Below are 26,347 nucleotides of genomic sequence, written 5' to 3'. Positions count from 1 at the left end.
TTGCGTTGCATCAATGTGGGCGTCGCGCTTTGGCGCTAGGCTTATGCCATGCACTGTCAGGAGCGTGTCATGCAAACCAACCAGACTCCCTTCAACGACCAATCCGTGAACACAACGGGCTGTTGCGCCAAGTTCAATCCTGCCGGGTGGGACGCGCAAGAGCTGCATTTCAAGGACAAGCCATTCGTGCGCGCCAGCACTTTGTCAATCGGGCATGTGCCGCTGAACATGGGCGTGGTCTATGCCCGCGTGCAGAGGCATATTGCAAAGGCGTTTGCGGGCGATCCATCACAGGAGCTGGTGATGTCCCGCGATCCGTCGGCTTTTACCGGCGAGCATCTGTTTGCTGTGAAAAGCCCGGTGGCCGACGAAGAGATGATCGCGGTGAGCGGCGAATTCCTCACCAAGGTTTTTGAAGGGCCTTATTCGGCGATGCGGGGCTGGCATGGTCAGATGCAGGCGCTGGCCCGTGAAAAGGGGCGCGAGCCGAAACAGGTTTGGTTTTATTACACCACTTGCCCCGATTGCGCGAAGGCCTACGGCGCGAATCCGGTCGTTGGGCTGGTGGAACTTGCTTGACGAAAAGGCCCCCGGACAAGGGGGCCCTTCTGGTGTTTTGCAGATTACTCTGCCGGGACTTTCGCTGCTTCGTCCGACAGCGGATGTGCCAGGTGCGGCAGCATTTCTTTCGGGCAGATTTGCAGGAAATTGGCGCGCTCGGTCGCCCAATCGGCGAGGATGCGGGTGGCGATGCGTGATCCGGTTTCCTTCGCGTGGCGCTCGATCAGATGACGCAGTTGCGCCTCCCAATGCGGGTGGGCCACGGCGCAGGTCAGCACGGTTTCGTCGTTGACGAAATCTTCCGCGATGGCTTGGGGATCGTAGACATAGGCCATGCCCCCGGTCATGCCCGCGCCGAAGTTGGCCCCGATGCGGCCAAGGATCACCGCGACGCCGCCGGTCATGTATTCGCAACCATTCGAGCCGCAACCTTCGACCACAACGCTTGCGCCCGAGTTGCGGACGGCGAAACGTTCACCTGCACGACCACTGGCGAACAGGTAGCCTGCGGTCGCCCCATACAGCACGGTGTTGCCGATGATGGTGTTGTCCTCGGCTTTCAGCGGAGAGGACATCTGCGGGCGCACCACGATGGTGCCGCCTGATAGACCCTTGCCAACATAGTCGTTGGCGTCGCCTTGGACCTCCAGCTTCAGGCCGTTGACCGCGAAGGCACCGAGGGATTGGCCGCACGAGCCATGCAGTTTCACCGTCAGATGGTCGGGCTGCAGATTGTTGCGCATGCCGAATTTCTTGACGATATGGCTGGATGCCCGCGTGCCGATGGTGCGCAGGGTGTTGCGAACCGCATAAGACAGCTGCATTTTCTCGCCGTCTTCAAAGAACCGCGCGCCGTCTTTGACGATTTCCGCGTCCAAGGTATCGGGGACGTGGTTGCGCGGTTTCGAGCGGTCATAGGTGATCTTCTGCGCGCCATCGACGGTGATCAACAGCGGGTTCAGGTCGAGATCATCGAGGTGGGCAGAGCCACGGCTGACCTGTGACAGAAGGTCCGCGCGACCGATGATTTCATCCATGCTGCGCGCGCCGATCTGGGCGAGGATCTCGCGGACTTCCTGCGCGTAGAAGGTGATCAGGTTGACGACCTTATCCGCCGTGCCGGTGAATTTGGCACGCAAAGCGGTGTCTTGGGTGCAGACACCGACCGGGCAGGTGTTGGACTGGCACTGACGCACCATGATACAGCCCATCGCGATCAGGGCGGCGGTGCCGATGCCGTATTCCTCGGCCCCGAGCATGGCGGCCATCACCACATCGCGGCCCGTGCGCAAGCCGCCATCGGTGCGGAGCGTCACACGTTCGCGCAGGTTGTTCATCGACAGAACCTGATGCGCTTCGGTCAGGCCCATTTCCCACGGTAGGCCCGCGTATTTGATCGAGGTGCCGGGGGACGCCCCGGTGCCGCCGTTGTGGCCCGAGATCAGGATGATGTCGGCTTTCGCCTTGGCGACGCCTGCGGCGATGGTGCCGACTCCGCTGGCCGAGACCAGTTTCACCGTGACTTTGGCGCGTGGGTTGATCTGTTTCAGGTCGTAGATCAACTGGGCGAGGTCTTCGATGGAATAGATGTCGTGGTGCGGCGGCGGGCTGATTAGCGTCACGCCTTTGGTGGAATGGCGCAAACGAGCAATCAGCTCGGTCACTTTCATGCCGGGCAGCTGGCCGCCTTCGCCGGGTTTGGCGCCTTGGGCGACTTTGATTTCCAGCTCTTCGCAGGCGTTCAGGGATTCGGCGGTGACACCGAAGCGGCCCGAAGCCACCTGTTTGATCTTCGCCGAAGGGTTGTCGCCATTCGGTTCGGGCAGGAAGTGGGCGGGGTCTTCACCGCCTTCGCCCGAGTCCGATTTCGCGCCGATACGGTTCATTGCGACGTTCAGGGTCTTGTGCGCCTCTGGCCCCAAGGCCCCCAGCGACATACCCGGCGTCACAAAGCGTTTGCGGATCGAGGTGATGGATTCGACCTCTTCAATAGGCACCGGCTTGCCCAAGGTCTTGATGTCGAGCAAATCGCGGATGTGGATCGGCGGGTTGGAGCGCATCGCGGCGGAGTATTGCTTCCACAGATCAAACGAGGCGCGGTCGCAGGCCGATTGCAACATGTGCATGGTCTGCGCTTCCCAAGCGTGCTTTTCACCCGAGCGGCGGGCTTTGTAGAAGCCGCCGATGGGCAGAACGTCTGCACCACCCAACCAGCCCTTGGCGTGGACTTCTTCGACCTTCATCTGCAGGCCTTGCAGACCGATGCCCGAAATACGGCTTTGCATACCGGGGAAGTACTCGGCCACCATCGCGCGGCTAAGGCCGACGGCTTCAAAGTTGAGACCGCCACGATAGGACGAGATCACCGAAATGCCCATTTTGGACATGATTTTCAGCAGACCGGCATCGACGGCATAGCCATAACGGCGCATGGCGTCGACGAGGCTGCCTTCGATCAGACCGCGACGGATGCGGTCAGCGATGCTGTCTTGTGCGAGGTAAGCGTTGACCGTGGTGGCCCCCGAGCCGATCAGGACGGCGAAGTAGTGGGGGTCGATACATTCCGCGCTACGGACGTTGACCGAGCAGAAGGTGCGCAGGCCCTTGCGGGTCAGCCAAGAGTGGACCGCCGAAGTGGCAAGGATCATCGGCATAGCGACCTTTTCGGGCGACTGATGCTGATCGGTCATCACCAACTGGCCCGCGCCGGAACGCACGGCGTCTTCGGCTTCGGCGCGGATACGCTCCAGCCCTTGGCGCAGGGCGTCTGGGCCGCCGTTCACCGGGAAGGTGCAGTCAATGAAGGCGACCTGATCACCAAAGCGCTGCACCAGCACGTCAAATTCGGCATTGGCGAGGAAGGGGCTTTCCAGCACCAGGATTTCCGACTGCGCGTTGGTTTCATCCAGCACGTTGCGCAGGTTGCCGAAGCGGGTTTTCAAGGACATCACCCGGCCTTCGCGCAAGCTGTCGATCGGCGGGTTGGTGACCTGGCTGAAGTTCTGCCGGAAGAAGTGTGACAGCGGGCGGTAGACCGAGGACAGCACGGCGGCGGGGGTATCATCGCCCATCGAGGCGATCATTTCCTTGCCGTCTTCGGCCATTGGCGCGAGGACTTGTTCCAGTTCTTCAACGGTAAAGCCCGCTGCGATCTGGCGTTTGCGCAGATCGGCACCTTCGAACATCGCCACTTCCGGCACGTCGCGCAGCAAAGCGTTGAGGTCAACGATCTTCTGAATCCAGTCGGCATAGGGCTGAGCGGCGGCAAGTTTATCTTTCAGCGCCACGTCGTGGTAAAGCTTGCCCTCGGCCATATCGACGGCAATCATCTGACCCGGCCCAAGCGCGCCCTTTTCCCGGATGGTGGATTCGTCAACTGGCACCATGCCAGCCTCGGAGCCCGCGATCAGCAGGCCATCGCCCGTCACGACATAGCGCATCGGACGCAGGCCGTTGCGGTCAAGACCGCCGCAGACCCAGCGGCCATCGGTCATCGCCAGCGCTGCGGGGCCATCCCAAGGCTCAATCACCGAGTTGCAATAGGCGTACATATCGGCCCAAGCGGGTTTCATATCGGTGGTGGCTTTAGACCACGCTTCCGGCACCAGCATGGTTTTTGCCAGCGGCGCGTTGCGGCCCGAACGCACGAGGGCTTCGAACACAGCATCCAAAGCGCCGGAGTCAGAGGTACCTGCCGGGATGATCGGTTTGATGTCTTCGGCGGCATCGCCAAAGTTGTTGGAAGCCATGCGAATTTCGTGGCTTTTCATCCAGTTGACGTTGCCTTTCAGCGTGTTGATCTCACCATTGTGGGCCAACATGCGGAAGGGTTGCGCCAGCCACCACTGCGGGAAGGTGTTGGTGGAATAGCGCTGGTGGTAGATCGCGAAGGCGGATTCAAAGCGGTCGTCCATCAGGTCGGGATAGAAGGTGGCGACCTGTTCGGCCAGCATCATGCCTTTGTAGATGATGCTGCGGCAGGACAGGCTGCACAGATACATGCCTTGGATCTGGCTGGCGAGGGCCGCTTTTTCGATGCGGCGGCGGATGATGTACAGCTCGCGCTCGAACTGTTCTTCGTCGATGGCTTTGTCGTTGCGGATCAGGATCTGTTCGATCTCGGGGCGGGTGGCGTTGGCTTTGTCGCCCAGCACCGAAGTGTCGACGGGGACGTGACGCCAGCCATAGATGTAGTGGCCCATGCGGAGGACTTCGGCCTCGACAATCGTGCGGCAGCGTTCTTGCGCGCCGAAATCGGTGCGCGGCAGGAAGACCTGGCCAACGGCGATCAGCTTGTGGATGTCAGGCTCGTGCCCCGTGCGGCGAACCTGGTCGTAGAAGAATTTGACCGGGATCTGCACATGGATGCCGGCACCGTCACCGGTTTTGCCATCGGCATCGACGGCACCGCGGTGCCAGATCGCCTTCAGCGCGTTGATGCCGTTTTCCACGACTTTGCGGGAGGGCTTACCGGAAACCGCGACCACCAGACCAACGCCGCAAGAGGAATGCTCGTCTTCGGTTTTGTACAGGCTGTTCGCGTCCATATAGGCGCGTTTGGCTTCCTCGGACTTCACCCAAGCTTCATCATAGATCGTCATGGCTCACTCCTTCGGGCTGGCGGCGTACAGGGCTTCAACCTCGGCCCCGGTCAGTTTTTCGGTGTCACCCGCAAAGGCCCAAGCGTCGGGTTTGCGGTCATAGTAGATTTCCTGCGTCAGTTTCAGGCCGGTCAGATCATCGAGCAGGCCTGCGTTCAGGAAATATTCGGCCTGATCACCCGGTTCGGTGAAGCGATACCAAAGCGACGTGCCACAGCGATTGCAAAAGCTGCGCGCGGCCCAATCCGAGGATTGGTAGGTTGTCACCGCCTCGGCACCCTGCATGGTCAGGCCGTCCGGCGGCACCATCACGGTCATGGTGCAGGCACCGGATTGACGGCGGCAGTTTCCGCAATGGCAGGCGTGCACGTCAGGGTTCAGGCCGGTGATCTGCAAGCGCACCGTGCCGCAGAGGCATTGCCCGGTGTGTTCAGCGGCCATCGGATGCCCTCCATAACCGCTCCAGCGGCGTGGCTTCGGACATCACGGCGTCGCATTCGAAGATCGGCTGCGTCGCGCCGAACCCCTTGTCGCCGGGCATGTGGAATTGCACCGGGCTGCCTTCCAGCGGCAGCCATTGCGTGCCATCCCACCATTCGGACTGGCCGGAAAAGAAGTTCCGATATTCCTCACTGATGTATTCAAAGCCGCGCGCCTTGCGCAGTTCATTGCCCGCGTCATCGGTTTCGACATAATCGAATTCGGTGCGCTTGAGGGTGACACCGTCGATCGTAACGGAGTCGCCTGTCAGCCTGTCGAAGCCTTTGACATTGCTGTGTTCACCATTGTCCTTGCTGAGGCCGAACTCGAAATCATCCCGGCCCGTCGCCAGCAGGTTGGAGAAATTCGCTGGATCTTTGGGGTTCGGGTCGAGGGTCTGAACGACCGTCGGGTTCAGATCATAGCTTTCGATCCACTGGGTTTCACGGTCGATCTTCGAGAGATAGAACATGCCTTCCTGATCGAAATCCGCGCGCCATTTGTCGCCGGGATTGTCTTTCTCACAGGTGTAGTAGTTCGCGACATAGCAGCCGCGCGACTGCACGGTCAGGGTGGCGGTGCAGCCCTCGGGCGGGACGAAGCTTGCGAGGGCGGGTGTGGCAAACAGGAACAGAGGGAGAAGCAGGGCGGTCCGCATGAGGAGGTTCCTTTCGGGTGCGATCTTTGCGATCACTCTGCCGCAACGCTGGCGGGTTGCGCCAGATAGGCCAGGATGGAGTCGGCGGCTTCGCGCCCGTCGCGGATGGCCCAGACTACCAAGGATGCTCCGCGCACGATGTCGCCTGCGGCATAGACGCCGGGCAGGTTGGTGGCGTGGCTGCGGAAATCGGCTTTGATGGTGCCCCAACGGGTGACGGCGAGGTCGGGGACGCCCCAGAGGGTGGGGACGGCTTCGGGCTCGAAACCCAGCGCTTGCACGACCAGATCGGCGGGCTCGATATAGTCGGCACCTTCGATCAGTTCGGGGGTTTGGCGACCCGAGGAATCCGGTGCGCCAAGGCGCATTTTCTGCACCATAACGCCTTCGACGGTGGTGCCGCCGGTGAAGCCTTTCGGGGCGGAGAGCCAGACGAAATCGACGCCTTCTTCCTCGGCGTTTTGGGTTTCGCGCTGGCTGCCCGGCATGTTGGCTTTGTCGCGGCGGTAGAGACATTTCACCGATGTAGCGCCTTGGCGGATGGCGGTGCGGACGCAATCCATCGCGGTATCGCCGCCGCCGATCACGACGACACGTTTGCCGTCGGCGTTCAACTCGCCCGAGTCGAATTCGGGCACATCATCGCCGAAGCTTTTGCGGTTGGAGGCGGTGAGGTAATCCAGCGCGCGGACAACGCCTTTGGCACCGACGCCGGGGGCTTCGATGTCGCGGGCTTTGTAGACTCCGGTGGCGATCAGCACGGCGTCATGCTGGCCACGGATGGCGTCAAAGGACAGGTCTTCGCCGACTTTGCAGTTCAGCACGAAGGTGACGCCGCCGAGTTCAAGCTGCTCGATGCGCTGCATGACCACGGGCTTTTCCAGTTTGAAACCGGGGATGCCGTAGGTCAGCAGGCCGCCTGCGCGGTCGTAACGGTCGTAGACGGTGACTTGCACGCCGGCGCGGCGCAGCACGTCAGCGGCGGCAAGGCCACCGGGGCCAGCACCGATGATGCCGACGGATTCCATACGCTCGGTATGGGCTTTGATCGGTTTGACCCAGCCCATTTCCCAGGCTTTGTCGGTCAGGTATTTCTCGACCGAGCCGATGGTGACGGTGCCGTGACCGGATTGTTCAATGACGCAGTTGCCTTCGCAAAGGCGGTCTTGCGGGCAGATGCGGCCGCAGATTTCCGGGAAGGTGTTGGTGGCTTGCGAAAGCTCGTAGGCTTCTTCCAAGCGGCCCTCGGCGGTGAGGCGCAGCCAGTCAGGGATGTTGTTGTGCAACGGGCAATGCGACTGGCAATAGGGCACGCCGCATTGGCTGCACCGGCTGGCCTGCTCGGCGGCTTTGTCGACCGCGTATTGGCGATAGATTTCATCGAAATCATGGCTGCGCAGTTCAGCATCGCGCTTGGTGGGCATCTCTTTGCCCAGTGTCACGAATTTCAGCATTTTCTGCCCGGCCATGATCTGCCCCTTAGGTGGAATTTCACTGTCGGGCGTTGATACTTTGGAACGGCGCCTAATAAAAGTCAGCATGGCTGACCTATCTTTAGGTTTTTTCGCAGGTAGGTCAACAATTCTGACGGAGTGCGTCAATATTAGGTCAGCAAATGATACCTATATGCCTAAAAGCCCGCCAAAAGTGCCGCAAGGGCAAGAGAACCAATGATGATTCGCCACCATGCGAAGGGGGCATAGCCGCGACGGGAGACGAAGTTCAGCAGGCCGCGCACCACGAAAACGGCAGTCACGAAAGCGACGATGAAACCTACGGAAATATCGGTCCATGCCGAAAAGTCGAGCGTGTGGCGGGATTTATAGATGTCGTAGACAACTGCGCCTGCCATAGTCGGCAGCGACAGGAAGAACGAAAACTCGGCGGCGGCGCGTTTTGAGACACCCAGCATGAGGGCACCGACGATGGTAGAGCCAGAGCGCGAGACGCCGGGGATCATGGCAAGGCATTGGATGAAACCGATGGCGAGGGCTTTGCGGAACGGGATGGTATCGGCGTTGTCGATGGTGGGGATCGGGGCGACACGCTCGACAAACAGCAGGATCACGCCACCGATGATCAGCATGATGGCGATCAGCATGGGGGATTCGAACAGCACGGTCTTGATGACATCGTGAGCGATGACGCCGATCACCACGGCAGGCAGGAAGGCCAGCAGCACCGAGATGATGAAGCGCATCGCGGCAGGGTCGCGGTGGGCGGTGCCGAAAACGGTGACGAGTTTGCCGAAATAGACGGTGAGGATGGCAAGCACCGCGCCCAGCTGGATCACCACCTCGAAGGTTTTGCCGTTGGATTCAAAGCCGAGGAAATGGCCCGCCAGCAGCAAATGACCGGTCGAGGATACCGGAATAAATTCGGTCAACCCCTCCAGCAAACCAAGCAGGGCGGCGGTCAGGGTCTGTTCCAAAACTCAGGCTTTCTTGAGGTGCTTCGCCGATTCCTTGATCGCCGCGTATTGGCCCGAGGGACGGTAGCGCCAGAGGTATTCCGGGATCACCGAGGCGTAGTCAGTGGCGGTGATGCCGAGATCGGCCAAGGTTTTCGCATCGGGGGCGACGGTGTTGTCGCTGCGCAATGAGGCGACTTGATCACGGGTCAGGATGCTGTTGCGGAAGATGCCGCCGGTGGCGAAGGCCGCGAAATCGAGCAGAGTGGCGGGAATGTTGGCGATGAAGAACGGCAGGTTCAGCACCAGACGGCGGCGGCGGATCACCGTCAGCATTTTGGCGATGATGGCGCGGAAGGACTCTGTGTCCGGGCCGCCGAGTTCATAGATACCGTGGGCTTCGCCTTTGATGCCTTTGACGGCGGCTTGGGCGACATCATCGACATAGACCGGCTGGAATTTGGTATTGCCACCGACCAAGGGCAGGATCGGCCCCAAGCGGGACATCGCGGCGAAGCGGTTAAAGAAGCCGTCTTCATTGCCGAAAATCACCGAGGGCCGCAGGATCATTGCGGTGGGATAGGCTGCAAGGATGGCGGCCTCACCCTCGCCCTTGGATTGGGCGTAGAGGCTGGCGCCGTTCACATCGGCACCGATGGCCGAGATATGCACGAGGGCGGGGACGCCTTGCTGGGCGGCCAGACGGGCGATGCGGGCAGCGCCTTCGGCTTGCACGGCGGTGAAGTTGTTCTTGCCGCCGCGATCAAAGGTGCCAACGCAGTTCACCACGGCATCCGAGCCCGCCATCGCGGCCAGCACCGAGGCATCGTCACGGATGTTGCAGAACACCGGGTCAACCTGGCCGGGGGTGCCATAGGGTTTGACGAACAAAGCCTGGTTCGGGCGGCGGCAGGCGACGCGGACGCGCCAGCCCTCTTTCGCCATCCGGCGCGCGATATAGCGGCCGACAAAACCCGATCCGCCGTAGATCGTGACAAGTTTGCTCATGCGAAACCCCTTTGGCCGTGCCCATGCGTTCCCGCCTGAATAATCTGACCGGGCCACAGCGGCAAGTCTATTCCCCGCGACAGATTTTCCGGATTTTCTGCGAGGCCCACAGTTTTTCGCCAAGCCCGTCAATTTTTCGCGAAGGCCCCGTTGACTCCCCCGGTGCGCTTGGCTACATCGCCCCCACGACACTTGCCCTGGTGGCGGAATTGGTAGACGCGCTGGTTTCAGGTACCAGTGTTGCAAGACGTGGAGGTTCGAGTCCTCTCCTGGGCACCAAAGTCTCACAGAAAACCCCGCACCTTAACTGGTTGCGGGGTTTCTTGTTTTTCCCCCGGCCTTGGCATTTGGCGACTTCCCCGAACCATGCGGCGGCGGCATGAGGCTGCTACGTTGCCAAATGCCGCCGCATCTCTTGTGGTCAGCCAGCACCGCCGGTGCCGCCCGCGCTGGCGGCGCTGAGTGAGACGAAGTTGGCGGCCTGTTGCCGCAGGGCTGCGGCCAAGGCCTGCTGTGCCGTCAGATAGCTGCGCTCGGCGGTCAGGACGTTGGAAAACTCGGTGCCGCCGGCGCTGAAGTTGGTGCGGGTCAGTTCCACCGCTTCAGCGGAGGTGTCGACCAGACGTTGCTGGGCTGCGACGTTGCGGTTGTCGCGGCGGTAAGCGGCAAGGCTGCTTTCAACCTCTTCAATCGCATTCAGCACGGCGCTTTCCCAGCCCAGACGCGCCTGCACGGCCCGGCTTTCGGCTTTGTTGAGATTGGCGGTGTTCGCGCCTGCGGTGAAGATCGGCAGGTTGATCGCAGGGCCAACCGCCCAAGTGGTGATGCTGCTGCCAGATCCATTCGTCGGGGTGATGTTGCCGGACAGCGAGATCGACGGATAGAACGCCGCTTTTGCCACGCCGATGGCGAAGACGGTGGAGGCATAGTTGCGCTCGGCCACGCGCAGATCGGGGCGGGCGCGGATCACATCGGCGGGGATGCCGACGCTGGCGGAAAATCGCGGCCGGGGCTGGGCAGCACCGCGTTGCAGCATCGGGCGCAGATCGGCAATTTTGCGGGCGGTCAGCGTGGCCAGCCGTGCCAGCGCCTGATCAAAGCCCGTCTCGTAACCCGGCAGCTGCGCCTCGCCTTCGGCCACCAGTTGCTCGGCTTGCAGGACGGCCAGACGATCTGTTGCTCCGGCGTCGAACTGGCTTTTCGTCAGCCCCAGACTGCTGCGACGGCTTTCCAGCGATTTGTGGGTCAGCGCGATGCTGGCCTGCTGAAACCGCAGATCGACATAGGCATTGGCGATGCCGCTTTGCATCACCAACCGCGCCACATCCGCCGTGGCATAGGCGGCGTCGAGCTGTGCGGCTGCCGAGCGGCGGGCATTGCTATTGGCGCCAAACACATCCGCCACCCAAGAGACGTTGCCCGCCACCGATGAGGTTTCGCTGACGCCTGCGCCCTGACTATCGCCACGCTGCGCTGTGCCTTGGGCGGAGATCTGCGGGAAGTCGTTGGCGATCACCCCTGCCGAATTTGCGCGGGCCTCGTTGATGGCTTCCACCGCTTGGCGCACATCAAGGTTGCGGGTCATGCCCGCGTCGATCAGTTGATTGAGGGTCGGGTCGCGGAAAGCCAGCCACCAGTTGCGGGTGGCGGCGGCATCTTTGCGGGCGGGCGCGCCCTTTTCAAAGTCTGCGGCGACGCCGGATGTGGGCGATTCGTAGGCGATCTGGGTGCAGCCTGCCAATGTCAGGGCAGCAGCCGACCAAAGCAGGAGCATGCGGCGCGAGGGATGCGCCGGGGATGCGGAAAGGCCTTGCGCGCTTGGGATTACAGCCGGATGCTGGGGCATGGGGGAAGCTCCTTGATGTTCAATCATGATGTGTGGCTGGTGCATCGGGAAGCTACCCCATTGTATCGGCCAAGTATTTTTCAGCGCCTCTTTACATACATCCATGAATGTTTGTAAAGAGACCGCGAAGCCGCCGGAGATTCGTATGCGCAGAAGCAAAGAAGATGCCGAACAGACTCGCTGCGCGATTCTGGATGCGGCTGAGCAGATGTTCTGCGAACAGGGGGTTTCGGCCTCGACGCTGGAGAAAATCTCCCGCAGGGCCGGGGTCACCCGTGGCGCGCTTTACTGGCATTTCAAGGACAAGATCGACCTGCTGCGTGCGCTGCACAAACGCAATGAGCCGCCGCAAAAGGTATTGATCCGCAGGGCAGCGCAAGAGGGGCACAGCGATCCGCTGGGGCTGCTGGAACAGGTCGCTGAAGAAGTGCTGCGCAGCTTTGAGCAAGATGAGCGTCAGCAACGGATCTTTATCATCCTCAACACGCATTCTGCCGATGCTGAGGGCATGGCCTGGATGCAGGAAATGAACGCCGATATGTTTCTGACGCTTTCGGCTTTGATCGGACTTGCCCACGAACAGGGCACGCTCTCGGATGATTTCACCCCGAAAGAAACCGCGGGGATCTTGATGGCGACGATGAATGGTTTGCTGAGCGAGTGGTTACGCTCGGGCAAATGTTTCTCGCTGTCTGACCTTGGCAACAGATTTCTCCGCAAGCAAATGGCGCTCTTCCGCAAGCCCGCCTCCTGATCTACGCTTTCCCGACCTTGTCCCGACACCTCCTCAACTGCGAACAGGCCAACCCATGAAAAACCTTATCCGACATGCGCCGCTGCGTGCATCCTTCATCGCGCTGGCGCTGTGCGTGACGCCGCTTGCCGCGCTTGCCCAGCAAGCACCGCCGCCGCCCGCCGTGGGGGTTCTGGCCGCGAAAGTTGGCGAATATACCCTGACCACCCGCCTGCCGGGCCGGATCAAAGCCTCGACCGTGGCCGAGGTCAGACCGCAAGTGTCGGGCATCATCCGCGAACGGATGTTCGAGGAAGGCACCTGGGTCGAAGCTGGCCAGCCTTTGTATAAGATCGAAGACGAGCTTTATGCCGCCACCGTCGCTGCGGCCAAAGCCGCTGTTGCGCAAGCGCAAGCAAACTATAATCTTGCCCTATCGGACGGAAACCGTGCCGAGGAATTGCTGTCGAGCAATGCAGGCTCTGCCGCCAACCGCGACAAGGCTATCGCCGCGCGCGATGCGGCGGCGGCGGCGTTGCAATCGGCCAAGGCCCAGCAGGTCAGCGCCGAGATTGATCTTGATCACACCACGATCCGCGCGCCGATCACCGGGGTGATTGGCTTGTCGCAAGCCAATACCGGATCGCTGGTGGGCGCACAGCAAGCGGCGACGCTGGCGACGATCCGCACGCTGGACCCGATTTTCGTCGATGTCACCCAATCTGCGAATGACTTGCTGCGCTGGAAAAGCCCCGGTGCGGCGCGCGACTTTTTGCAAAGTGCCGAAGCCACGATGATCCTGCCGAATGGCGCGACCTTTGGCCAGAAGGGTCAGTTGAAAGCCGCCGAGCCGCAGGTCGAGCCGACCACTGGCATGGTGACGCTGCGGATCAGCTTTGCGAACCCGGATTTCTACTTGTTGCCGGGTCTTTATGTTGAGGTCGAGCTGCCGCAAGCCACTGAGAAGAACGCAATCCTTGTGCCGCAAAGCGCTGTGATGCGGGATGTCAGCGGCGGGGCGAATGTCTGGATTGTCGAAGGTGGCGCAGAGGGCGGCAAGGTTGCCGTGCGTCCGGTCACCATTCTGGGGGCCTCGGGCAGCAACTGGGTGGTGACCTCGGGATTGAACGCAGGCGATCAGATTGTGACATCGGGCTTTCAGAAGGCCGGACCGGGCGCTGATGTTGTGATCCTGCCGCCAGAGGATGCTGCTGCGGCTGCTCCGGCTGCCGCCCCCGCTGAAGGGAACTGATCCATGTCGCGTTTCTTTATCAATCGCCCGATCTTTGCATGGGTGTTGGCGATCATCGTGATGGCGGTGGGCGTGCTGTCGGTGATGCGTTTGCCGATCTCACAATATCCGTCGATTGCGGGGCCTTCGATCGTGATCAGCGCGAGTTACCCCGGTGCGTCGGCGGAAACCGCTGCCGATACCGTGGTGCAGATCATCGAGAAAGAGATGACCGGCCTTGACGGCCTGCGTTATATCAACTCGTCCACCACCTCGACCGGGCAAATCTCGATCACGCTGACCTTCCGCATCGGCACCGATCCTGACATTGCGCAGGTGCAGGTGCAAAACAAGCTGGCGCAGGCCGAAGCCGGGCTGCCCGAAACCGTGACGCGACAGGGCGTGACCGTTGAGAAATCCGCGACCGGGTTTTTGATGATTGTCGGTCTGGTCTCGGAAGGCGGGGCGCAAAGCGACATCGACCTTGCGGATTATCTGGCGTCCAATTTGGTCGAGCCGATTTCGCGACTTGATGGTGTGGGCAAGGTGCAGGTGTTTGGCTCGGAATATGCGATGCGGATCTGGCTTGATCCGCTGAAGCTGAAGTATTACGACCTGTCGCCTGCAACGGTGATTGCCGCGATCCGCGCGCAGAATGCGCAAATTTCGGCAGGGGCTTTTGGTGCGATGCCTGCGCCCGCAGGGCAAGAGTTGAACGCCACCATCACCGCGCAATCGCTGCTGAAAACACCCGAGGATTTTGAACGCATCGTGCTGCGCGCCGATACCGACGGTGGCCTTGTGCTGTTGCGCGATGTCGCACGCGCCGAGTTGGGGGCCGAGACCTATGAAATCTCGGGCTTTTACAACGGCAAGCCCGCGGCGGCTATGGCGGTGCAACTGGCGTCAGGTGCGAATGCGCTGGAGACCGCAGATCTGGTGAAAGCCAAGATCGAAGAGCTGTCGCGCGACTTCCCGGCGGGCGCAAGCTATGTCATCCCCTATGACACCACGCCCTTCGTGCTGCTGTCGATTGAGGCCGTGGTGGAGACGCTGATCGAAGCCATCGTGTTGGTGGTCTTGGTGATTCTGATCTTCTTGCACAACTTCCGCGCCACGCTGATCCCGACGCTGGCGGTCCCGGTGGTTTTGCTGGGCACCTTTGGCATCATGGCCAGCCTGGGCTTTACGATCAACACCTTGACCATGTTGGCGATGGTTCTGGCCATCGGCTTGTTGGTGGATGACGCCATCGTGGTGGTCGAAAACGTCGAGCGCATCATGCAGGAAGAAGGCATTGGGCCGAAAGAGGCGACCGAGAAGTCGATGGACGAAATCTCGGGCGCGCTGGTGGGCATCGCGATGGTGGTGTCGGCGGTTTTCGTGCCGATGGCGTTCTTTGGCGGTGCCACGGGTGAGATGTACAAGCAATTCGCGGTCACCATCGTCTCGGCGATGGGGCTTTCGGTGCTGGTGGCGCTGATCTTCACGCCTGCTTTGTGTGCCACGATGCTGAAGCCGCATGTGCATGGCGCAAAGCGGCAGGGCATATTGGCGAGATTGGGAGGCGGTTTTTCAAGCTGGTTTGAGCGCAACTTTGGCCGGATGACCACTGCTTATACCGGGCTGGTGCGGTTTGTGACCGGTAAGCCACTGACCATGTTGCTGATTTACGCGGTGATCGTGGCCGGTATGGCAGCTTTGTATCTGCGCACGCCGACATCGTTTTTGCCGGACGAAGATCAGGGTTCGCTGATTACCATCGTGCAGCTGCCGTCGGGTGCCACAGCCGGGGCCACCGAAAAGGTTCTGCGCAAGGTCGAGGATTACTGGCTGAAAGGTGAGGCCGCCAATGCCGAAGCGGTGTTCTCGGTGCGCGGCTTCTCGTTTGGTGGGCAGGGTCAGAACATGGGCCTGTTGTTCACCAAGCTGAAAGACTGGGGCGAGCGCACAACCGTCGAGTCGTCGGTTCAGGCCATCGCGGGCCGGGCTTTTGGGCCGCTGTTCTTTGGCATCAACGAGGCGATGGTGGTGCCCTTCGCACCTCCGGCGGTGTCAGAGCTGGGCACGTCGAACGGTTTCAGCGCCTATCTGCAAGCCACCAGCGGCAAGACCCATGAAGAACTGCTGGCGGCGCGCAATATGCTGCTGGGCATGGCCGCGCAGGACCCTACCTTGAGCGGTGTCCGGCCAAGTGGCGTTGAAGATGCGCCGCAGTTCCGTCTGAACATCGACTGGGCCAAAGCGGGGGCCGTGGGGGTGACGGCGGCTGATGTCGGCACGTTCCTGAACACGATCTGGTCAAGCGCCTATGTCAACGACTTCCTGTATCAAGGCCGCGTCAAGCGGGTCTTCGTGCAGGGCGAACCGGCAGCGCGATCCACGCCCGAAGATCTGGCGCTGTGGCGCGTGCAGAACGTGAACGGCGATTTCGTCGACTTCTCGACCTTTGCAACGCATGAATGGGTGTATGGGCCGCAACAGGTGACCCGTTACAACGCCCTGCCGTCGATGGGTATCGACGGAACCGCGGCGCCTGGCTTTACCTCGGGTGCGGCGATTGCCGCGATGGAAGAGCTTGCGACCAAACTGCCGCCGGGTTTCAGCTTGCAGTGGACAGGTATGTCGCTGGAAGAAAAGGAAGCCGGAGCCGGGGCGATGGCGCTGTATGGTCTGGCGCTTGCGGCGGTGTTCCTGTGCTTGGCAGCTCTGTATGAAAGCTGGACGATCCCGATCGTGGTGCTGTTGGCGATGCCGGTCGGTGTGCTGGGTGCGTTGATTGGCGCGTGGATTGGCGGGCAGTCGAACGGGGTTTACTTCCAGGTTGGGCTTCTGACCGTGGTGGGTCTGACCGGCAAGAACGGCATCATGATCGTGGAATTTGCCCGCGAGCGCATGGCCAGCCTTGGCGAGTCGGCAGTGGAAGCGGTGACACAGGCGGCGCGGTTGCGCTTCCGTCCGATCCTGATGACGTCGCTGGCCTTCGGTCTGGGGGTGGTGCCGCTGGTGCTGTCTTCGGGCGCGGGTGCCGGGGCGCGTGAAGCCATCGGCTATGCCACGCTGTTTGGCACCATCACCGGCACCGCATTGGCCGTCATCTTCGTGCCGGTGTTCTTCGTGCTGATCAACCGCCTGTTCTCGCGGGGCCAGACCAAGGCTCCGATTACGGCCACACCTGCCTAGGGCGAACCCAAGCGCCTTAGGCCCTGCGCCCCGGCTGGAAACGGTCGGGGCGCTTTTTATGCGAGGCTTGCGATGTGCTATTGGCTGCCGTGGGGTCCAAGCTAGAATTTGACAGAGACCGCAGCGATGCGTGTGTTCAGCCAATCCCCTGCCCCCTCACAAGCTGTTGCCAAATCCTGCCCCAGCGCCAGACGGCAGGCGATGGCAGAGGCGAGCGCGCACCCTGTGCCGCGCATGGTGCCGGAATGGCGCGGACGGCTGAACTCGGCGCGCAGTGTCCCGGCGACCCAGAGCTGATCCACCGCCTGCACGCCCACACCATGACCACCCTTAAGCAACATCGCCGCGGCCGCTGCACAGCCCGGCATTGCGGCGATCTCTAGCAGGTTCGGGGTGACAAGGCTGACCCTTGGGATCAGAGCCTGCTGCAAAGCCGCCTGACCTGACGTATCCAACAGCATGGCCCCGGAGCTGCTCCGCCAGACCGGATCCAGCACCACCGGGGCCGCAACTCCGTCCAATGCCTGCACCACCGCCGCCACTATATCGGCGCTGTGCAACAGGCCAATCTTGACCGCCGCTACGCCCCCCACCAGAGCGGCCGCAATCTGGGCAGCCACCAAGGTGGGCGCCAGCGGATGCGTCGCGGTCACACCCGCATCGGTCTGGACCGTGATCGTGGTTAGCGCGATGGCAGAGCTGACGCCATGCAACGCCAGTGTTTCCAGATCGCGCGCCATGCCCGCGCCGCCGCTGGGGTCGCTGCCTGCGATGATCAACACCCTGCTCATGGAGCAAAGGCCATCAACCCAAGCCGCGTTACGCCCTGCGCCGCCCAAAGATTGGCCAACCGCCAAGCCCGCAGCCCGCTGCGGCAACCAAAGACCAACCGCCCGTTTTCTGGCACAATCGGGTTCACGCCATGCCCGAGCCTCTGGGCGAAATCGGCGATTACCGGGGCTTCGCAGGCGTCGCGCACATCGTAGACCCGATCCTGTGGGGTAAGCTGCCTTGGCGACAAGAACGGCGGAAAGCTGGTTGGTTCGCGGGCCACATCAAAGCGGATCGTGCTGCTGCGATAATTGGTCAGATCGAACCGGACCAACTGGCCCAACGGTGAGGCGGCCAAACCCAACAGTTGCGCCAGCACCATCTGCGCCTGACAGGCCCCCAGCAGCGCCGCCACCGGCCCCATCACGCCCGCCGTTGCGCAGCTCGCCTCGCCCCCCGGCGGATCGGGAAACAGCGCGCGATAGCTGGGCGCACTGGCACAAAACCCCCCCGCATAGCCCGCCATACCCTGCACCGAGGCACTGATCAGCGGCACCCCGGCGGACAAGCATTGATCCGACAGCACATAGGTCGCCATCAGGCTGTCGGCTGCATCCACCACAACATCGGCCTGCGCCACCAGATCATCTGCGTTTTCAGGGGTGAGCGCCATGCAATGTGCCGTGACCCAGATGTCGGGATTCAGCGCCAGTAAGCGCAGCGCCATCACCAGTGCCTTGGGTTTCCCCAGATCGTCCGTGGTGAAGAAGGTCTGGCGGTGCAGGTTGTGGTCCTCGATCAGATCGGGGTCGAGCACGGTGATTTGGCCGACCCCTGCCCCCGCAAGCAAGGGCAACAGCGCAGCCGCCAAGCCGCCCGCGCCGACGACCAAGACCTTGGCTTCGGCCAGTCTCTGTTGCCCGGCAACACCGATTTCGGCCAGCACGGTCTGGCGGATATAACGACTCATGGCGCGACCTCGCAGGCGGCGAGCCAATCCTTGATGCGGGCTTCGGGATCAGCAGCGGTGATCAGATCGGTCACGACCGCTGCACTGTCTGCGCCTGCTGCAAACACCCCCGGCAGGCGCGACAGGGTCAGCCCCCCAATCGCCACCAGCGGGATGTTGCCCGCCAACTGCCGCCAAAGCGCCAGTCGCTCCAACCCTTGCGACTGCCATTTCATCACCTTGAGCGTGGTCGGATAGATCGGGCCCAGCGCGACATAGGCCGGGTTCAGTGCCAAGGCGCGCGCCAGCTCGGCGCGATCATGGCTGGAGATCCCCAAGCGCACTCCCGCGCGCGCCAGAGCAGGCAGATCGGCACTGTCGAGGTCCTCTTGGCCCAGATGCACAAAATTCGCCCCTGACGACAAAGCCGCCTGCCAGTGATCGTTCACCACCAGCTGCGCGCCAAAGCGCGCGCAAGCCGCTTGCGCTGTGCCGATCTGATCAGGCACCTCGGCCAATGCCCCCTTGAATCGCAGCTGCACCAACCGCGCGCCGCAGCGCACCGCTTTCTTGACCCAAACCGCATCGGGCAGCACCGGGTAAAATCGTGGCAAGATCATCGCCCGCCTCCGCTGCCCAGATTGGCCATGCCAAAGATCGGGGTCGAGGGCACCGCCATATCGCGTGGCAGCATTGGCCCGGCCTGATACGCCATGCGCCCCGCCTCTACGGCCTGGCCGAAGGCCCGCGCCATCGCCACCGGATCGCCCGCCCGTGCCACGGCGGTGTTCACCAGCACCGCATCAAAACCCAGCTCCAGCGCTTGCGCCGCATGGCTGGGAACGCCGATCCCGGCATCGACAATTAGCGGCACCCCGGCAAAATGCGCCCGCATCGTTACCAGTGCCGCCACATGTCGCAACCCTTGCGCCGAGCCGATGGGAGAGGCCCAAGGCATCAGCACCTCACAACCGGCTTCCAGCAGCTTCTCACCGACCACCAGATCATCGGTGGTATAGGGGAAAATCTGAAAACCATCGGTGGCCAGAATCCGAGCGGCCTCGACCAGCGCGAATGGGTCGGGTTGCAGGGTGTCGGCATGGCCGATCACCTCTAGCTTGATCCAAGCCGTGCCAAAAAGATCGCGCGCCATATGAGCGGTGGTCACCGCTTCGCGCACCGAATGGCACCCGGCGGTGTTGGGCAGAATGCGGCAACCGCTGGCGTGCAGCAGCGGCCAAAAGCCCGCACCATCGCCGCCGCGCGCGGTTTCACGCCGCAAAGATACGGTAACAAGCCCTGCCCCGGATGCGTCAATCGCTTGCACCAAGACCTGTGGCGACGGGTATTGCGCGGTGCCAAGTAACAGCCTTGACGGCAAAGTAACGCCATAAATCTGCATGGCTTATCCCCCCTGCATCGGCGAGAGCACTTCGATCCGGTCGCCCGGCTGAAGCGCGATCTGAGCGCGGTTGGCGGCTGCGACAAAGCTGCCGTTCACCGCCGTCGCCACCGGGGCGGCAGCATGACCCAACTCGGCCAACACTTGCTGAAGGGTGTGTGCTTGCACCTGATGCGGCACCCCGTTCACCTCAATGCACAGCATGGCACGGCTCCATACTTGCGACGAGTTGCAGGGCCAAGGCCGGGGCTGTCAGAAAGCCGTGGCGGTAAAGCCCGTTCAAATGCCAGATGCCCCCCGCCTGCGTCACGCGCGGCAGGTTATCGGCAAAGGCCGGGCGCAAGCCCACGCCCGTTGCCACAATCGCCGACTCGGCAAAAGCCGGATGCAGGGTGACGGCGGCGGACAGCAGTTCCATCATGCTGCGGGCGGAAATCGGCCCTGCATCATCGCTTTCCAGCATCGTCGCCCCAAGCATGAAACGCCCGTCACCACGCGGCACGATGTAAAGCGGAAAGCGCGGATGCAGCAGTCGCACTGGCCGCAACAGCCGCACCTCAGGGCTGTAAAGCACCAGCATCTCGCCGCGCACCGGTCGTAATCCGGGCAGATGCGCGCGGGCGGCAAGGCCGCGACAATCGACGTCGCCGGGGTTGGGCTGGGCGCGGGTGCCATAGCGCAGGGACACGCCTTGGCGGCGCAGGCCTTGGGTGAGAGCGATGAGAGCCGTCGCCGGATCAAGATGCGCTGCAGCACGGTAGTAGAGCCCGGTTGCAAAACGCCCAGCCAGATCGGGTTCCAATGCGGCCAGATCATCAGCCCCGATCCGGTTATGCCCGGTAGTGCGCTGCGCAAAGCGGGCCAATTCGGCCTGATCGCGCGCGGCGGCCACCACCAGCATCCCGCGCGACTGCACCCCTGGCACCCGATTGTGCCACCAATTCGCAGCACCTTCGGCAAGATGCGCGACTTCTGACGGGGCGTCTTCGGCCTCAACCTGAGCGGCCAACATGCCCCCGGCCAGCCAGCTTGCCCCGGTGGCTTGCGCAAGCAGCGGATCGGGGCCTGCGTCAACCACCTGCACGGCCACACCGCGCTCGGCCAAGGCGGTGGCGACGCAGAGACCCGCCACCCCCGCACCCAGAACGGTGATCATGGGCTGACCTCCTCGGCGGGCAAATAGATCTCGCCTTTCTCACGGAACTTCGCCGCCATCGCCGCCATGCCGTCTTTCTGAGCTTCTGCGCGAATGTCATGGCTGATCCGCATCGAACAGAACTTCGGCCCGCACATCGAACAGAAATGCGCCGTCTTATGCGCGTCTTTCGGCAGGGTTTCATCGTGGAAAGATCGCGCGGTATCGGGATCGAGCGACAGGTTGAACTGATCCTCCCAACGAAATTCAAACCGCGCCCGCGACAGGGCATCATCGCGCGCCTGCGCCCCCGGCAGGCCCTTGGCCAGATCGGCGGCATGGGCTGCGATCTTGTAAGTGATCACACCCACCTTCACATCATTGCGGTCGGGCAGGCCCAGATGTTCCTTTGGCGTCACATAGCAGAGCATCGCGGTGCCAAACCAACCGATCATCGCCGCCCCGATCGCGCTGGTGATATGGTCATAGCCCGGTGCGATATCGGTGGTCAGCGGCCCGAGCGTGTAGAACGGGGCCTCGCCACAGGTTGCCAGTTGCTTGTCCATATTGGCTTTGATCTTGTGCATCGCCACGTGACCCGGACCTTCGATCATCACCTGACAATCCTTCGCCCATGCGATCTTGGTCAGCTCGCCCAAGGTTTCCAACTCGGCAAACTGTGCCGCGTCATTGGCATCGGCGATGGAACCAGGCCGCAAGCCATCACCCAAGGAGAATGAGACGTCATAGGCCCGCATGATGTCGCAAATCTCATCGAAATGGGTGTAGAGGAAGCTTTCCTTGTGATGATGCAGGCACCATTTCGCCATGATCGAGCCGCCGCGTGACACGATCCCTGTCACCCGGTCCACCGTCAGATGGATATAGGCCAGACGGACGCCTGCGTGGATGGTGAAGTAATCCACCCCCTGTTCGGCCTGTTCGATCAGCGTGTCACGGTAGATTTCCCATGTCAGGTTTTCGGCAATGCCATCGACCTTTTCCAAAGCCTGATACAGCGGCACCGTGCCAATCGGCACCGGGCTGTTGCGCACGATCCATTCGCGGGTGTTGTGGATGTTGCGCCCGGTAGACAGATCCATCACCGTATCGGCGCCCCAGCGGATCGACCAGACCAGCTTGTCGACCTCTTCCTCCATCGACGAGGTGACGGCGGATGTACCCATGTTGGCATTGATCTTCACCGCGAAATTGCGCCCGATGATCATCGGCTCCAACTCGGGGTGGTTGATGTTGGCGGGAATGATCGCCCGCCCCGCCGCGATTTCTTGCCGGACGAATTCGGCGGTGAAGTAGTCCGGGATTGCCGCACCCCAGTCATGGCCGTCGCGGATCAGAGCTGCTTGCGGCGGCACCCGGCCAAGGTTTTCCCGGATCGCCACATATTCCATTTCCGGTGTGATAATCCCGGCCCGGGCATAGGCCAACTGCGTGACCGCGCCCGACTTGGCCCGCAACGGCTGCGGTTTTTGCGGAAACTCTGCCGTCAGGCGTGCGCCGGTGGCAAAGCCATTGTCGGCTGGGGTGATGCTGCGACGGGGGTAGGTTTCACAATCGGCACGCGCAGCGATCCAGCCTGCGCGAATACCCGCCAGCCCCGCTGCAATATCGGTGACAGTCGTGGGGTCAGTGTAGGGCCCCGAGCTGTCATAGACCATCACCGGCGGTTCACCCGCCGAAGGATGCACCGCGATTTGCCGCATCGGCACGCGCAGATCGGGAAAGATCGCCCCCGGCAAATGCACTTTGCTCGAGGCTGGTAACGCCCCGGTTGTCACCACGGGCACAGTTGTGGCAGCGGTGGGAATAGGGTCAATTTGGTTCATCAAAGCCTCTTTGCGTTGATGACCCGTCAAAAAGGGAAAGAAGCCGGGAGTGCCCCGAAATCGCCCCCGCCATAGCGTGGAAAAGAGCGACCATTTGTGCTTCCTACGCCAGTATGAACTGGGTCAGGTTCAAAGGGTCGCTTCACCGCAGGCCAAACATTGCTGTTTGTCCTGTCATCAGCCTCTCAGTCCTTTAGGCAGGACTCCCCCGACAGTATGGGCAGTCTAGGCAGCGTCTCACCCGGCGTCAACCGGGCTGTTTGCGCCCTGAATCTTGAGCAGGGCGCTGGTTGTTTCGCGCAAGGAAATGGATTTCCTTGGCTTCCTTTGGCTTGGCGCAACCGCAGGTGTCGGCGGTGGGGCGGTACCCGACCTGCTACTGGGCCAGCCAGTGTTCTGGGTGATTGATCCGGTCCCGATTGCGGTTTGCCTGATTGCTACCGGGATCGTGCATTTACTGCCCATCTGATTTCGTCACGCTGTCGGTTGTTGCTGTGGCTGGATGCTATTGGCATGGCTTTGGTGACGGTTATGGGCACTGCCAAGGCGACGGATGCCGGGGCGGGCATGTTGGTCGCTATTGTGATGGGCGTGGTGACGGCCTCGGTTGGCGGGATCATTCGCGATCTCTTGGGTCATGAACCATCATCGTCCTGCGCCGCGAAATCTATGTTACGGCGTCCGTCATCGGTGCGACTGCCTTTGTGGCTGTGCAGCCACTTGGTATTCCGCAGTCGGCTGCGATGACATTCGGCGCAGCTTTGGCTTTTGCGATCCGCAGCTTGGCGATCTCGCTGGACTGGGCGCTTCCGGTTTATCGCCCACGGAAGGGCAGGAACCCGGACGACCTATAGGTTACAAGAACCGCGCTGGTCAGCGCGTCCAGCCCTGCGCCATCACCGCCGTTTCGGTGGTCAGATCCAGCAGCACGGGCGCACTCGATCGTTCTATACATTGCGTAAGCGTGTCGATCTCGGTTCCGCCGGCAGGCACAAAACCTGGATTCGTGCCTGCAGCGATCACTTCGGCAATGGCGGCTTCGACGGTCCTAGCCAGTGACGGAGCGGCAGCTCTGGGCAGTGTCAATGCGGCCTGCCGCGCGGTCGATCACTCCGCCTCTTGATAGCTCAAGGCCCCAATCGCCACCAGTGAAAGCGCCGTGCGCTGTGGCTCTGGCAGGGCCACTATTGCCGAAGCGGCACTGGAAAGCATCATGCGATCTTCGGGCAGACGGGCGCCTTTGCCTTCGTCACCGACCGTATATCGTCCGGGTCAAGGATGGGGCCACACACTTTGCGCTTGCGTATATCGTCCAGCCACAGCGTCTGAACGATGCGGTACACCCAACTGTCAAACCGCGTGCCGATCTGGACTTGATCGTGATTGCGCAGCGCCTTCCCGCACGCCGACTGCACAAGATCGTCGCCATCGGTCGCATTGCCGGTCAGGCTTATCGCAAAACATCGCGGCTTTGGCACAGCGGCGAAAAGGTAACATTGAAACTGGCTGGGCACGAAAACCTCCATTGCTGCCTACTGCGACAACGGCCCTGCTATTGGGTCTACTCTCTGCGGTTGAAGTGCAAACAGCTTCCTTTTCGATTTTGTGGTGCCACCCGATCATAACTGGGACTTTCTCGCATCTTCGGAAATAGGGTGCCGCGTAAACGCGTTTTGCCTGAAAGCAATGGAGCAGTCCTCTGCTTGCCAAGGAACGGGTCCGAGAAAATGAACAACAACGCCCGCTCTGTTGTCCTGCTTACCCTCGAAACCGTTGCATGTTGGAGCTGAACTCGATTTTGCCCCTGGGTTCGAGCATGGATTTCGCTGGCCCAACTTTTGCCGACGACAACGATGGTGGTGATGGCGACGCGCAGCGGTCCGGCACAGCATCGGCTGAAGTCGCCCAGAGGGCTGTCGCTGGAGGTTGCACGCGAGCGTTGGAAACTGGTCGTAGCGCGGATTTCGATCGCTACTTCCGAGTGGGTCAGGATGCCATCCCCGCAGCCGCCCCAAAGCTGATGTGATCGCCGCGCCCGCGTTCTGCCAGCATCTGAACTGCGGTGTTCTGAACCAGATCGTATGGCCAGTGTTGCGCCTGCGCGACCGTCAGGCGATGATCGAGATCGGCGTCATCGACACCAGCGTGAATCTTGACCATGCTGGCCTTGGGGATGCGCAGATTGATTTTGTCCGCATGTCGGATGAAGATTTACCCGCCTCAGGCGAGACCCACAGCACTGCCGTTGTGGCTCTTTTGGTTAAGACCGAGGCGCGGGCACCCGGTTTGCGGCCTGAAGCGAAGATTGTCGCGGTTGACATCTTTTCCCACAAGGGCGGGGACGAACGTGCGGAAGTAGTGCATCTGGGGCACGCGCTAGACCTGCTAGCACGGCGTGATGTGCGGGTTGTGAGCTTGTCGCTCACGGGCCGAGAAAACGGGGTTCTGAGCGCGATGCTCGCAACGGTCGAAGAAGGCGGGATGCTTGTTGTGGCAGCCGCCGGGAACGCTGTGGCCCTGCGGCACGTCCGTCTTGGCCTGCGGCGGCGAATACTGCGCTTGCGCTACCTACGGTGGATGGCCGTGACCGGATCTATCGGCATGCTCAGCGCGGCCCACACCTCGATGTGCGGCGCCAGGTGTCGAAGTCTGGTCGGCGGCGTTGGCAAAGGGCGTCAAGCCGTGCAACGGACCGTCTTATGCAGCGCCTTTTGCCGCCGCCGCCGTGGCCATCCTGATGTCGGGCGATCCTCTGATGACCCCTGCCACCGCCGTGGAACGCTTGCGTGCACTGATCAGCAACGTTGGTGCCAAGGGCGCAGATGAGGTATTCGGTGCAGGTGTACTGTTGCTGTCAGAGCTTTGCGGCAAGGCTGGGGGGTAGGCCGCTGATCTTGTATGCGCTCCTGGCCTTGCCCTTGGCCTGAATTCTTGAAGTTGAAGCGGGTCCGCTTCGATATATCAGCGGGGCCTTCCCTGACAGCCCGATTTGTCACAAACCGATGCTGGTGCGGCTTCGGCTTTTATCAATGAGCAGATACAAAGACTCAGAAAACCGAGTATTACAGAATCTTTCCTTCTTCCGGGCATAGATCCCTGGCTACGCGCATTGTGAAGGCGGAACAGATACTCCCCTAGCAACATCCAGCGAAAGGATTGGAAGAATGACAACGACTAATCTGCGCTGCAACCAGATCGGCAAAGCGCTTCAATTTCAGGAAAACGGCAATACGGTAACGGTCGAGGTTGGCCGCGTCTGGTTTGCCGCCACTGACACCATTCCCCTGTCCACCGCTCCGGGTGCCATCAACCTCCTCACGGTGCTTCTAACGGCGGAGCAGTTTCGATCATCGGTCTGAGTGTGACCACGGCTTGGCCAAGTGACAACCTTTGGCGTCACGTCTGCCAACGCGTTGGAGGTGGACCCGGATCACTCCAAGAACGGCTGCAACTTCATGTATATCTCCGAAAGCCCGCTTTGGGCGTTGGTGGGCCAATGCTGAACTACAACTAGAGAAAACTCTGCTTTCCG

At 61.6% G+C, this 26,347-nt stretch carries 24 protein-coding genes, 1 tRNA gene, 2 pseudogenes and 1 riboswitch; of the genes and pseudogenes, 10 read left to right on the top strand and 17 right to left on the bottom strand.

Annotated elements, in window-relative coordinates; translation table 11 throughout:
* The first annotated feature begins 69 nt into the window (after window positions 1-69).
* Window positions 70-579: a hydrolase gene (locus U1A24_RS08140; RefSeq protein WP_322321479.1), complete on the top strand. Its 510-nt coding sequence runs from the start codon at window positions 70-72 to the stop codon at window positions 577-579.
* Window positions 580-623: 44 nt separating this feature from the next.
* Here the strand turns inward: U1A24_RS08140 and gltB are convergent, their stop codons facing one another.
* The 6 genes from gltB to U1A24_RS08110 form a co-directional block, all read right to left on the bottom strand.
* A complete protein-coding gene (gene gltB / locus U1A24_RS08135; RefSeq protein ID WP_322321478.1) occupies window positions 624-5,162 on the bottom strand; it encodes a glutamate synthase large subunit in 4,539 nt (1,512 codons plus the stop codon).
* Window positions 5,163-5,165: 3 nt separating this feature from the next.
* On the bottom strand, window positions 5,166-5,603 hold the full coding sequence (locus tag U1A24_RS08130; RefSeq protein WP_322321477.1) for a GFA family protein: 438 nt from the start codon (window positions 5,601-5,603) through the stop codon (window positions 5,166-5,168).
* A complete protein-coding gene (locus tag U1A24_RS08125) occupies window positions 5,593-6,300 on the bottom strand; it encodes a hypothetical protein (RefSeq protein ID WP_322321476.1) in 708 nt (235 codons plus the stop codon). The genes U1A24_RS08130 and U1A24_RS08125 overlap by 11 nt, the downstream gene beginning before the upstream one ends.
* 32 nt (window positions 6,301-6,332) lie before the next feature.
* Window positions 6,333-7,769, bottom strand: a complete 1,437-nt coding sequence (locus tag U1A24_RS08120) for an NAD(P)-dependent oxidoreductase (RefSeq protein ID WP_322321475.1) — start codon at window positions 7,767-7,769, stop codon at window positions 6,333-6,335.
* 161 nt (window positions 7,770-7,930) lie between these two features.
* Window positions 7,931-8,731, bottom strand: coding sequence for an undecaprenyl-diphosphate phosphatase (locus tag U1A24_RS08115; RefSeq protein WP_322321474.1), 801 nt, complete (start codon window positions 8,729-8,731; stop codon window positions 7,931-7,933).
* A 3-nt stretch (window positions 8,732-8,734) separates the two neighbouring features.
* The gene (locus tag U1A24_RS08110; protein ID WP_322321473.1) at window positions 8,735-9,718 is read right to left on the bottom strand and encodes a complex I NDUFA9 subunit family protein; all 984 of its coding nucleotides are present in this window, start codon (window positions 9,716-9,718) and stop codon (window positions 8,735-8,737) included.
* A 194-nt stretch (window positions 9,719-9,912) separates the two neighbouring features.
* On the opposite strand from U1A24_RS08110, the gene U1A24_RS08105 reads away from it, so the two are divergent.
* A tRNA-Leu gene (locus tag U1A24_RS08105) sits at window positions 9,913-9,997 on the top strand.
* A 142-nt stretch (window positions 9,998-10,139) separates the two neighbouring features.
* Here the strand turns inward: U1A24_RS08105 and U1A24_RS08100 are convergent.
* Window positions 10,140-11,492, bottom strand: coding sequence for an efflux transporter outer membrane subunit (locus U1A24_RS08100; RefSeq protein WP_322321472.1), 1,353 nt, complete (start codon window positions 11,490-11,492; stop codon window positions 10,140-10,142).
* 217 nt (window positions 11,493-11,709) lie between these two features.
* Between U1A24_RS08100 and U1A24_RS08095 the strand changes: the two genes are divergently transcribed.
* Genes U1A24_RS08095 through U1A24_RS08085 form a run of 3 tightly spaced genes read left to right on the top strand, consistent with a single transcriptional unit; the run spans window position 11,710 to window position 16,711 of the window.
* Window positions 11,710-12,318, top strand: a complete 609-nt coding sequence (locus U1A24_RS08095; protein ID WP_322321471.1) for a TetR family transcriptional regulator — start codon at window positions 11,710-11,712, stop codon at window positions 12,316-12,318.
* Window positions 12,319-12,373: 55 nt separating this feature from the next.
* A complete protein-coding gene (locus U1A24_RS08090) occupies window positions 12,374-13,549 on the top strand; it encodes an efflux RND transporter periplasmic adaptor subunit (RefSeq protein WP_322321470.1) in 1,176 nt (391 codons plus the stop codon).
* Window positions 13,550-13,552: 3 nt separating this feature from the next.
* On the top strand, window positions 13,553-16,711 hold the full coding sequence (locus tag U1A24_RS08085; protein WP_322321469.1) for an efflux RND transporter permease subunit: 3,159 nt from the start codon (window positions 13,553-13,555) through the stop codon (window positions 16,709-16,711).
* A 101-nt stretch (window positions 16,712-16,812) separates the two neighbouring features.
* Here U1A24_RS08085 and U1A24_RS08080 read toward each other — a convergent pair whose 3' ends face one another.
* From U1A24_RS08080 to thiC, 7 genes are read right to left on the bottom strand one after another with little or no spacing between them, the layout of a single operon-like run.
* Window positions 16,813-17,502: a hydroxymethylpyrimidine/phosphomethylpyrimidine kinase gene (locus U1A24_RS08080; RefSeq protein ID WP_322321468.1), complete on the bottom strand. Its 690-nt coding sequence runs from the start codon at window positions 17,500-17,502 to the stop codon at window positions 16,813-16,815.
* Window positions 17,499-18,452 carry a HesA/MoeB/ThiF family protein gene (locus U1A24_RS08075; RefSeq protein WP_322321467.1) on the bottom strand — a complete coding sequence of 318 codons (954 nt, stop codon included), beginning with the start codon at window positions 18,450-18,452 and terminating at the stop codon, window positions 17,499-17,501. Before U1A24_RS08075 ends, U1A24_RS08080 begins: the two co-directional genes overlap by 4 nt.
* The gene (locus U1A24_RS08070) at window positions 18,449-19,051 is read right to left on the bottom strand and encodes a thiamine phosphate synthase (RefSeq protein WP_322321466.1); all 603 of its coding nucleotides are present in this window, start codon (window positions 19,049-19,051) and stop codon (window positions 18,449-18,451) included. The genes U1A24_RS08075 and U1A24_RS08070 overlap by 4 nt, the downstream gene beginning before the upstream one ends.
* Complete coding sequence (locus tag U1A24_RS08065) at window positions 19,048-19,833, bottom strand: thiazole synthase (protein WP_322321465.1); 786 nt, start codon at window positions 19,831-19,833, stop codon at window positions 19,048-19,050. The genes U1A24_RS08070 and U1A24_RS08065 overlap by 4 nt, the downstream gene beginning before the upstream one ends.
* 3 nt (window positions 19,834-19,836) lie before the next feature.
* Window positions 19,837-20,037, bottom strand: a complete 201-nt coding sequence (thiS, locus tag U1A24_RS08060) for a sulfur carrier protein ThiS (protein ID WP_416136301.1) — start codon at window positions 20,035-20,037, stop codon at window positions 19,837-19,839.
* On the bottom strand, window positions 20,024-20,989 hold the full coding sequence (locus U1A24_RS08055) for an FAD-dependent oxidoreductase (protein WP_322321464.1): 966 nt from the start codon (window positions 20,987-20,989) through the stop codon (window positions 20,024-20,026). The genes thiS and U1A24_RS08055 overlap by 14 nt, the downstream gene beginning before the upstream one ends.
* Window positions 20,986-22,815, bottom strand: a complete 1,830-nt coding sequence (gene thiC, locus U1A24_RS08050; protein ID WP_322321463.1) for a phosphomethylpyrimidine synthase ThiC — start codon at window positions 22,813-22,815, stop codon at window positions 20,986-20,988. Before thiC ends, U1A24_RS08055 begins: the two co-directional genes overlap by 4 nt.
* Before the next feature lie 82 nt (window positions 22,816-22,897).
* A riboswitch (TPP riboswitch) is annotated at window positions 22,898-23,035 on the bottom strand.
* Between the two features lie 87 nt (window positions 23,036-23,122).
* Here thiC and U1A24_RS08045 point away from each other — a divergent pair.
* Complete coding sequence (locus U1A24_RS08045; RefSeq protein WP_322321462.1) at window positions 23,123-23,284, top strand: TRIC cation channel family protein; 162 nt, start codon at window positions 23,123-23,125, stop codon at window positions 23,282-23,284.
* 20 nt (window positions 23,285-23,304) lie between these two features.
* Complete coding sequence (locus tag U1A24_RS08040) at window positions 23,305-23,562, top strand: trimeric intracellular cation channel family protein (protein ID WP_322321461.1); 258 nt, start codon at window positions 23,305-23,307, stop codon at window positions 23,560-23,562.
* A gap of 126 nt (window positions 23,563-23,688) precedes the next feature.
* Here the strand turns inward: U1A24_RS08040 and U1A24_RS08035 are convergent, their stop codons facing one another.
* From U1A24_RS08035 to U1A24_RS08025, 3 genes are all read right to left on the bottom strand, one after another.
* Complete coding sequence (locus U1A24_RS08035; RefSeq protein ID WP_322321460.1) at window positions 23,689-23,901, bottom strand: hypothetical protein; 213 nt, start codon at window positions 23,899-23,901, stop codon at window positions 23,689-23,691.
* Window positions 23,902-24,026: 125 nt separating this feature from the next.
* Window positions 24,027-24,329, bottom strand: coding sequence for a sigma factor (locus U1A24_RS08030; RefSeq protein WP_322321459.1), 303 nt, complete (start codon window positions 24,327-24,329; stop codon window positions 24,027-24,029).
* Window positions 24,330-24,801: 472 nt separating this feature from the next.
* Window positions 24,802-24,975, bottom strand: a complete 174-nt coding sequence (locus U1A24_RS08025) for a hypothetical protein (RefSeq protein ID WP_322321458.1) — start codon at window positions 24,973-24,975, stop codon at window positions 24,802-24,804.
* Here U1A24_RS08025 and U1A24_RS21675 point away from each other — a divergent pair.
* From U1A24_RS21675 to U1A24_RS08015, 3 genes and pseudogenes are all read left to right on the top strand, one after another.
* Window positions 24,931-25,266: pseudogene (locus U1A24_RS21675) on the top strand (S8 family serine peptidase); the annotation flags it as partial. The gene U1A24_RS08025 and the pseudogene U1A24_RS21675 sit on opposite strands and share 45 nt — an antisense overlap.
* 178 nt (window positions 25,267-25,444) lie before the next feature.
* A pseudogene (locus tag U1A24_RS08020) lies at window positions 25,445-25,699 on the top strand (S8 family serine peptidase); the annotation flags it as partial.
* A gap of 280 nt (window positions 25,700-25,979) precedes the next feature.
* On the top strand, window positions 25,980-26,174 hold the full coding sequence (locus tag U1A24_RS08015; RefSeq protein ID WP_322321457.1) for a hypothetical protein: 195 nt from the start codon (window positions 25,980-25,982) through the stop codon (window positions 26,172-26,174).
* The last annotated feature ends 173 nt before the right edge of the window (window positions 26,175-26,347 follow it).

Origin of the sequence: Cypionkella sp. (assembly GCF_034376685.1) — a bacterium.
Lineage (GTDB): Bacteria > Pseudomonadota > Alphaproteobacteria > Rhodobacterales > Rhodobacteraceae > Cypionkella.
Note: the sequence above shows the minus strand (reverse complement) of the source record. Positions and strands in the feature narration are given on the sequence as shown.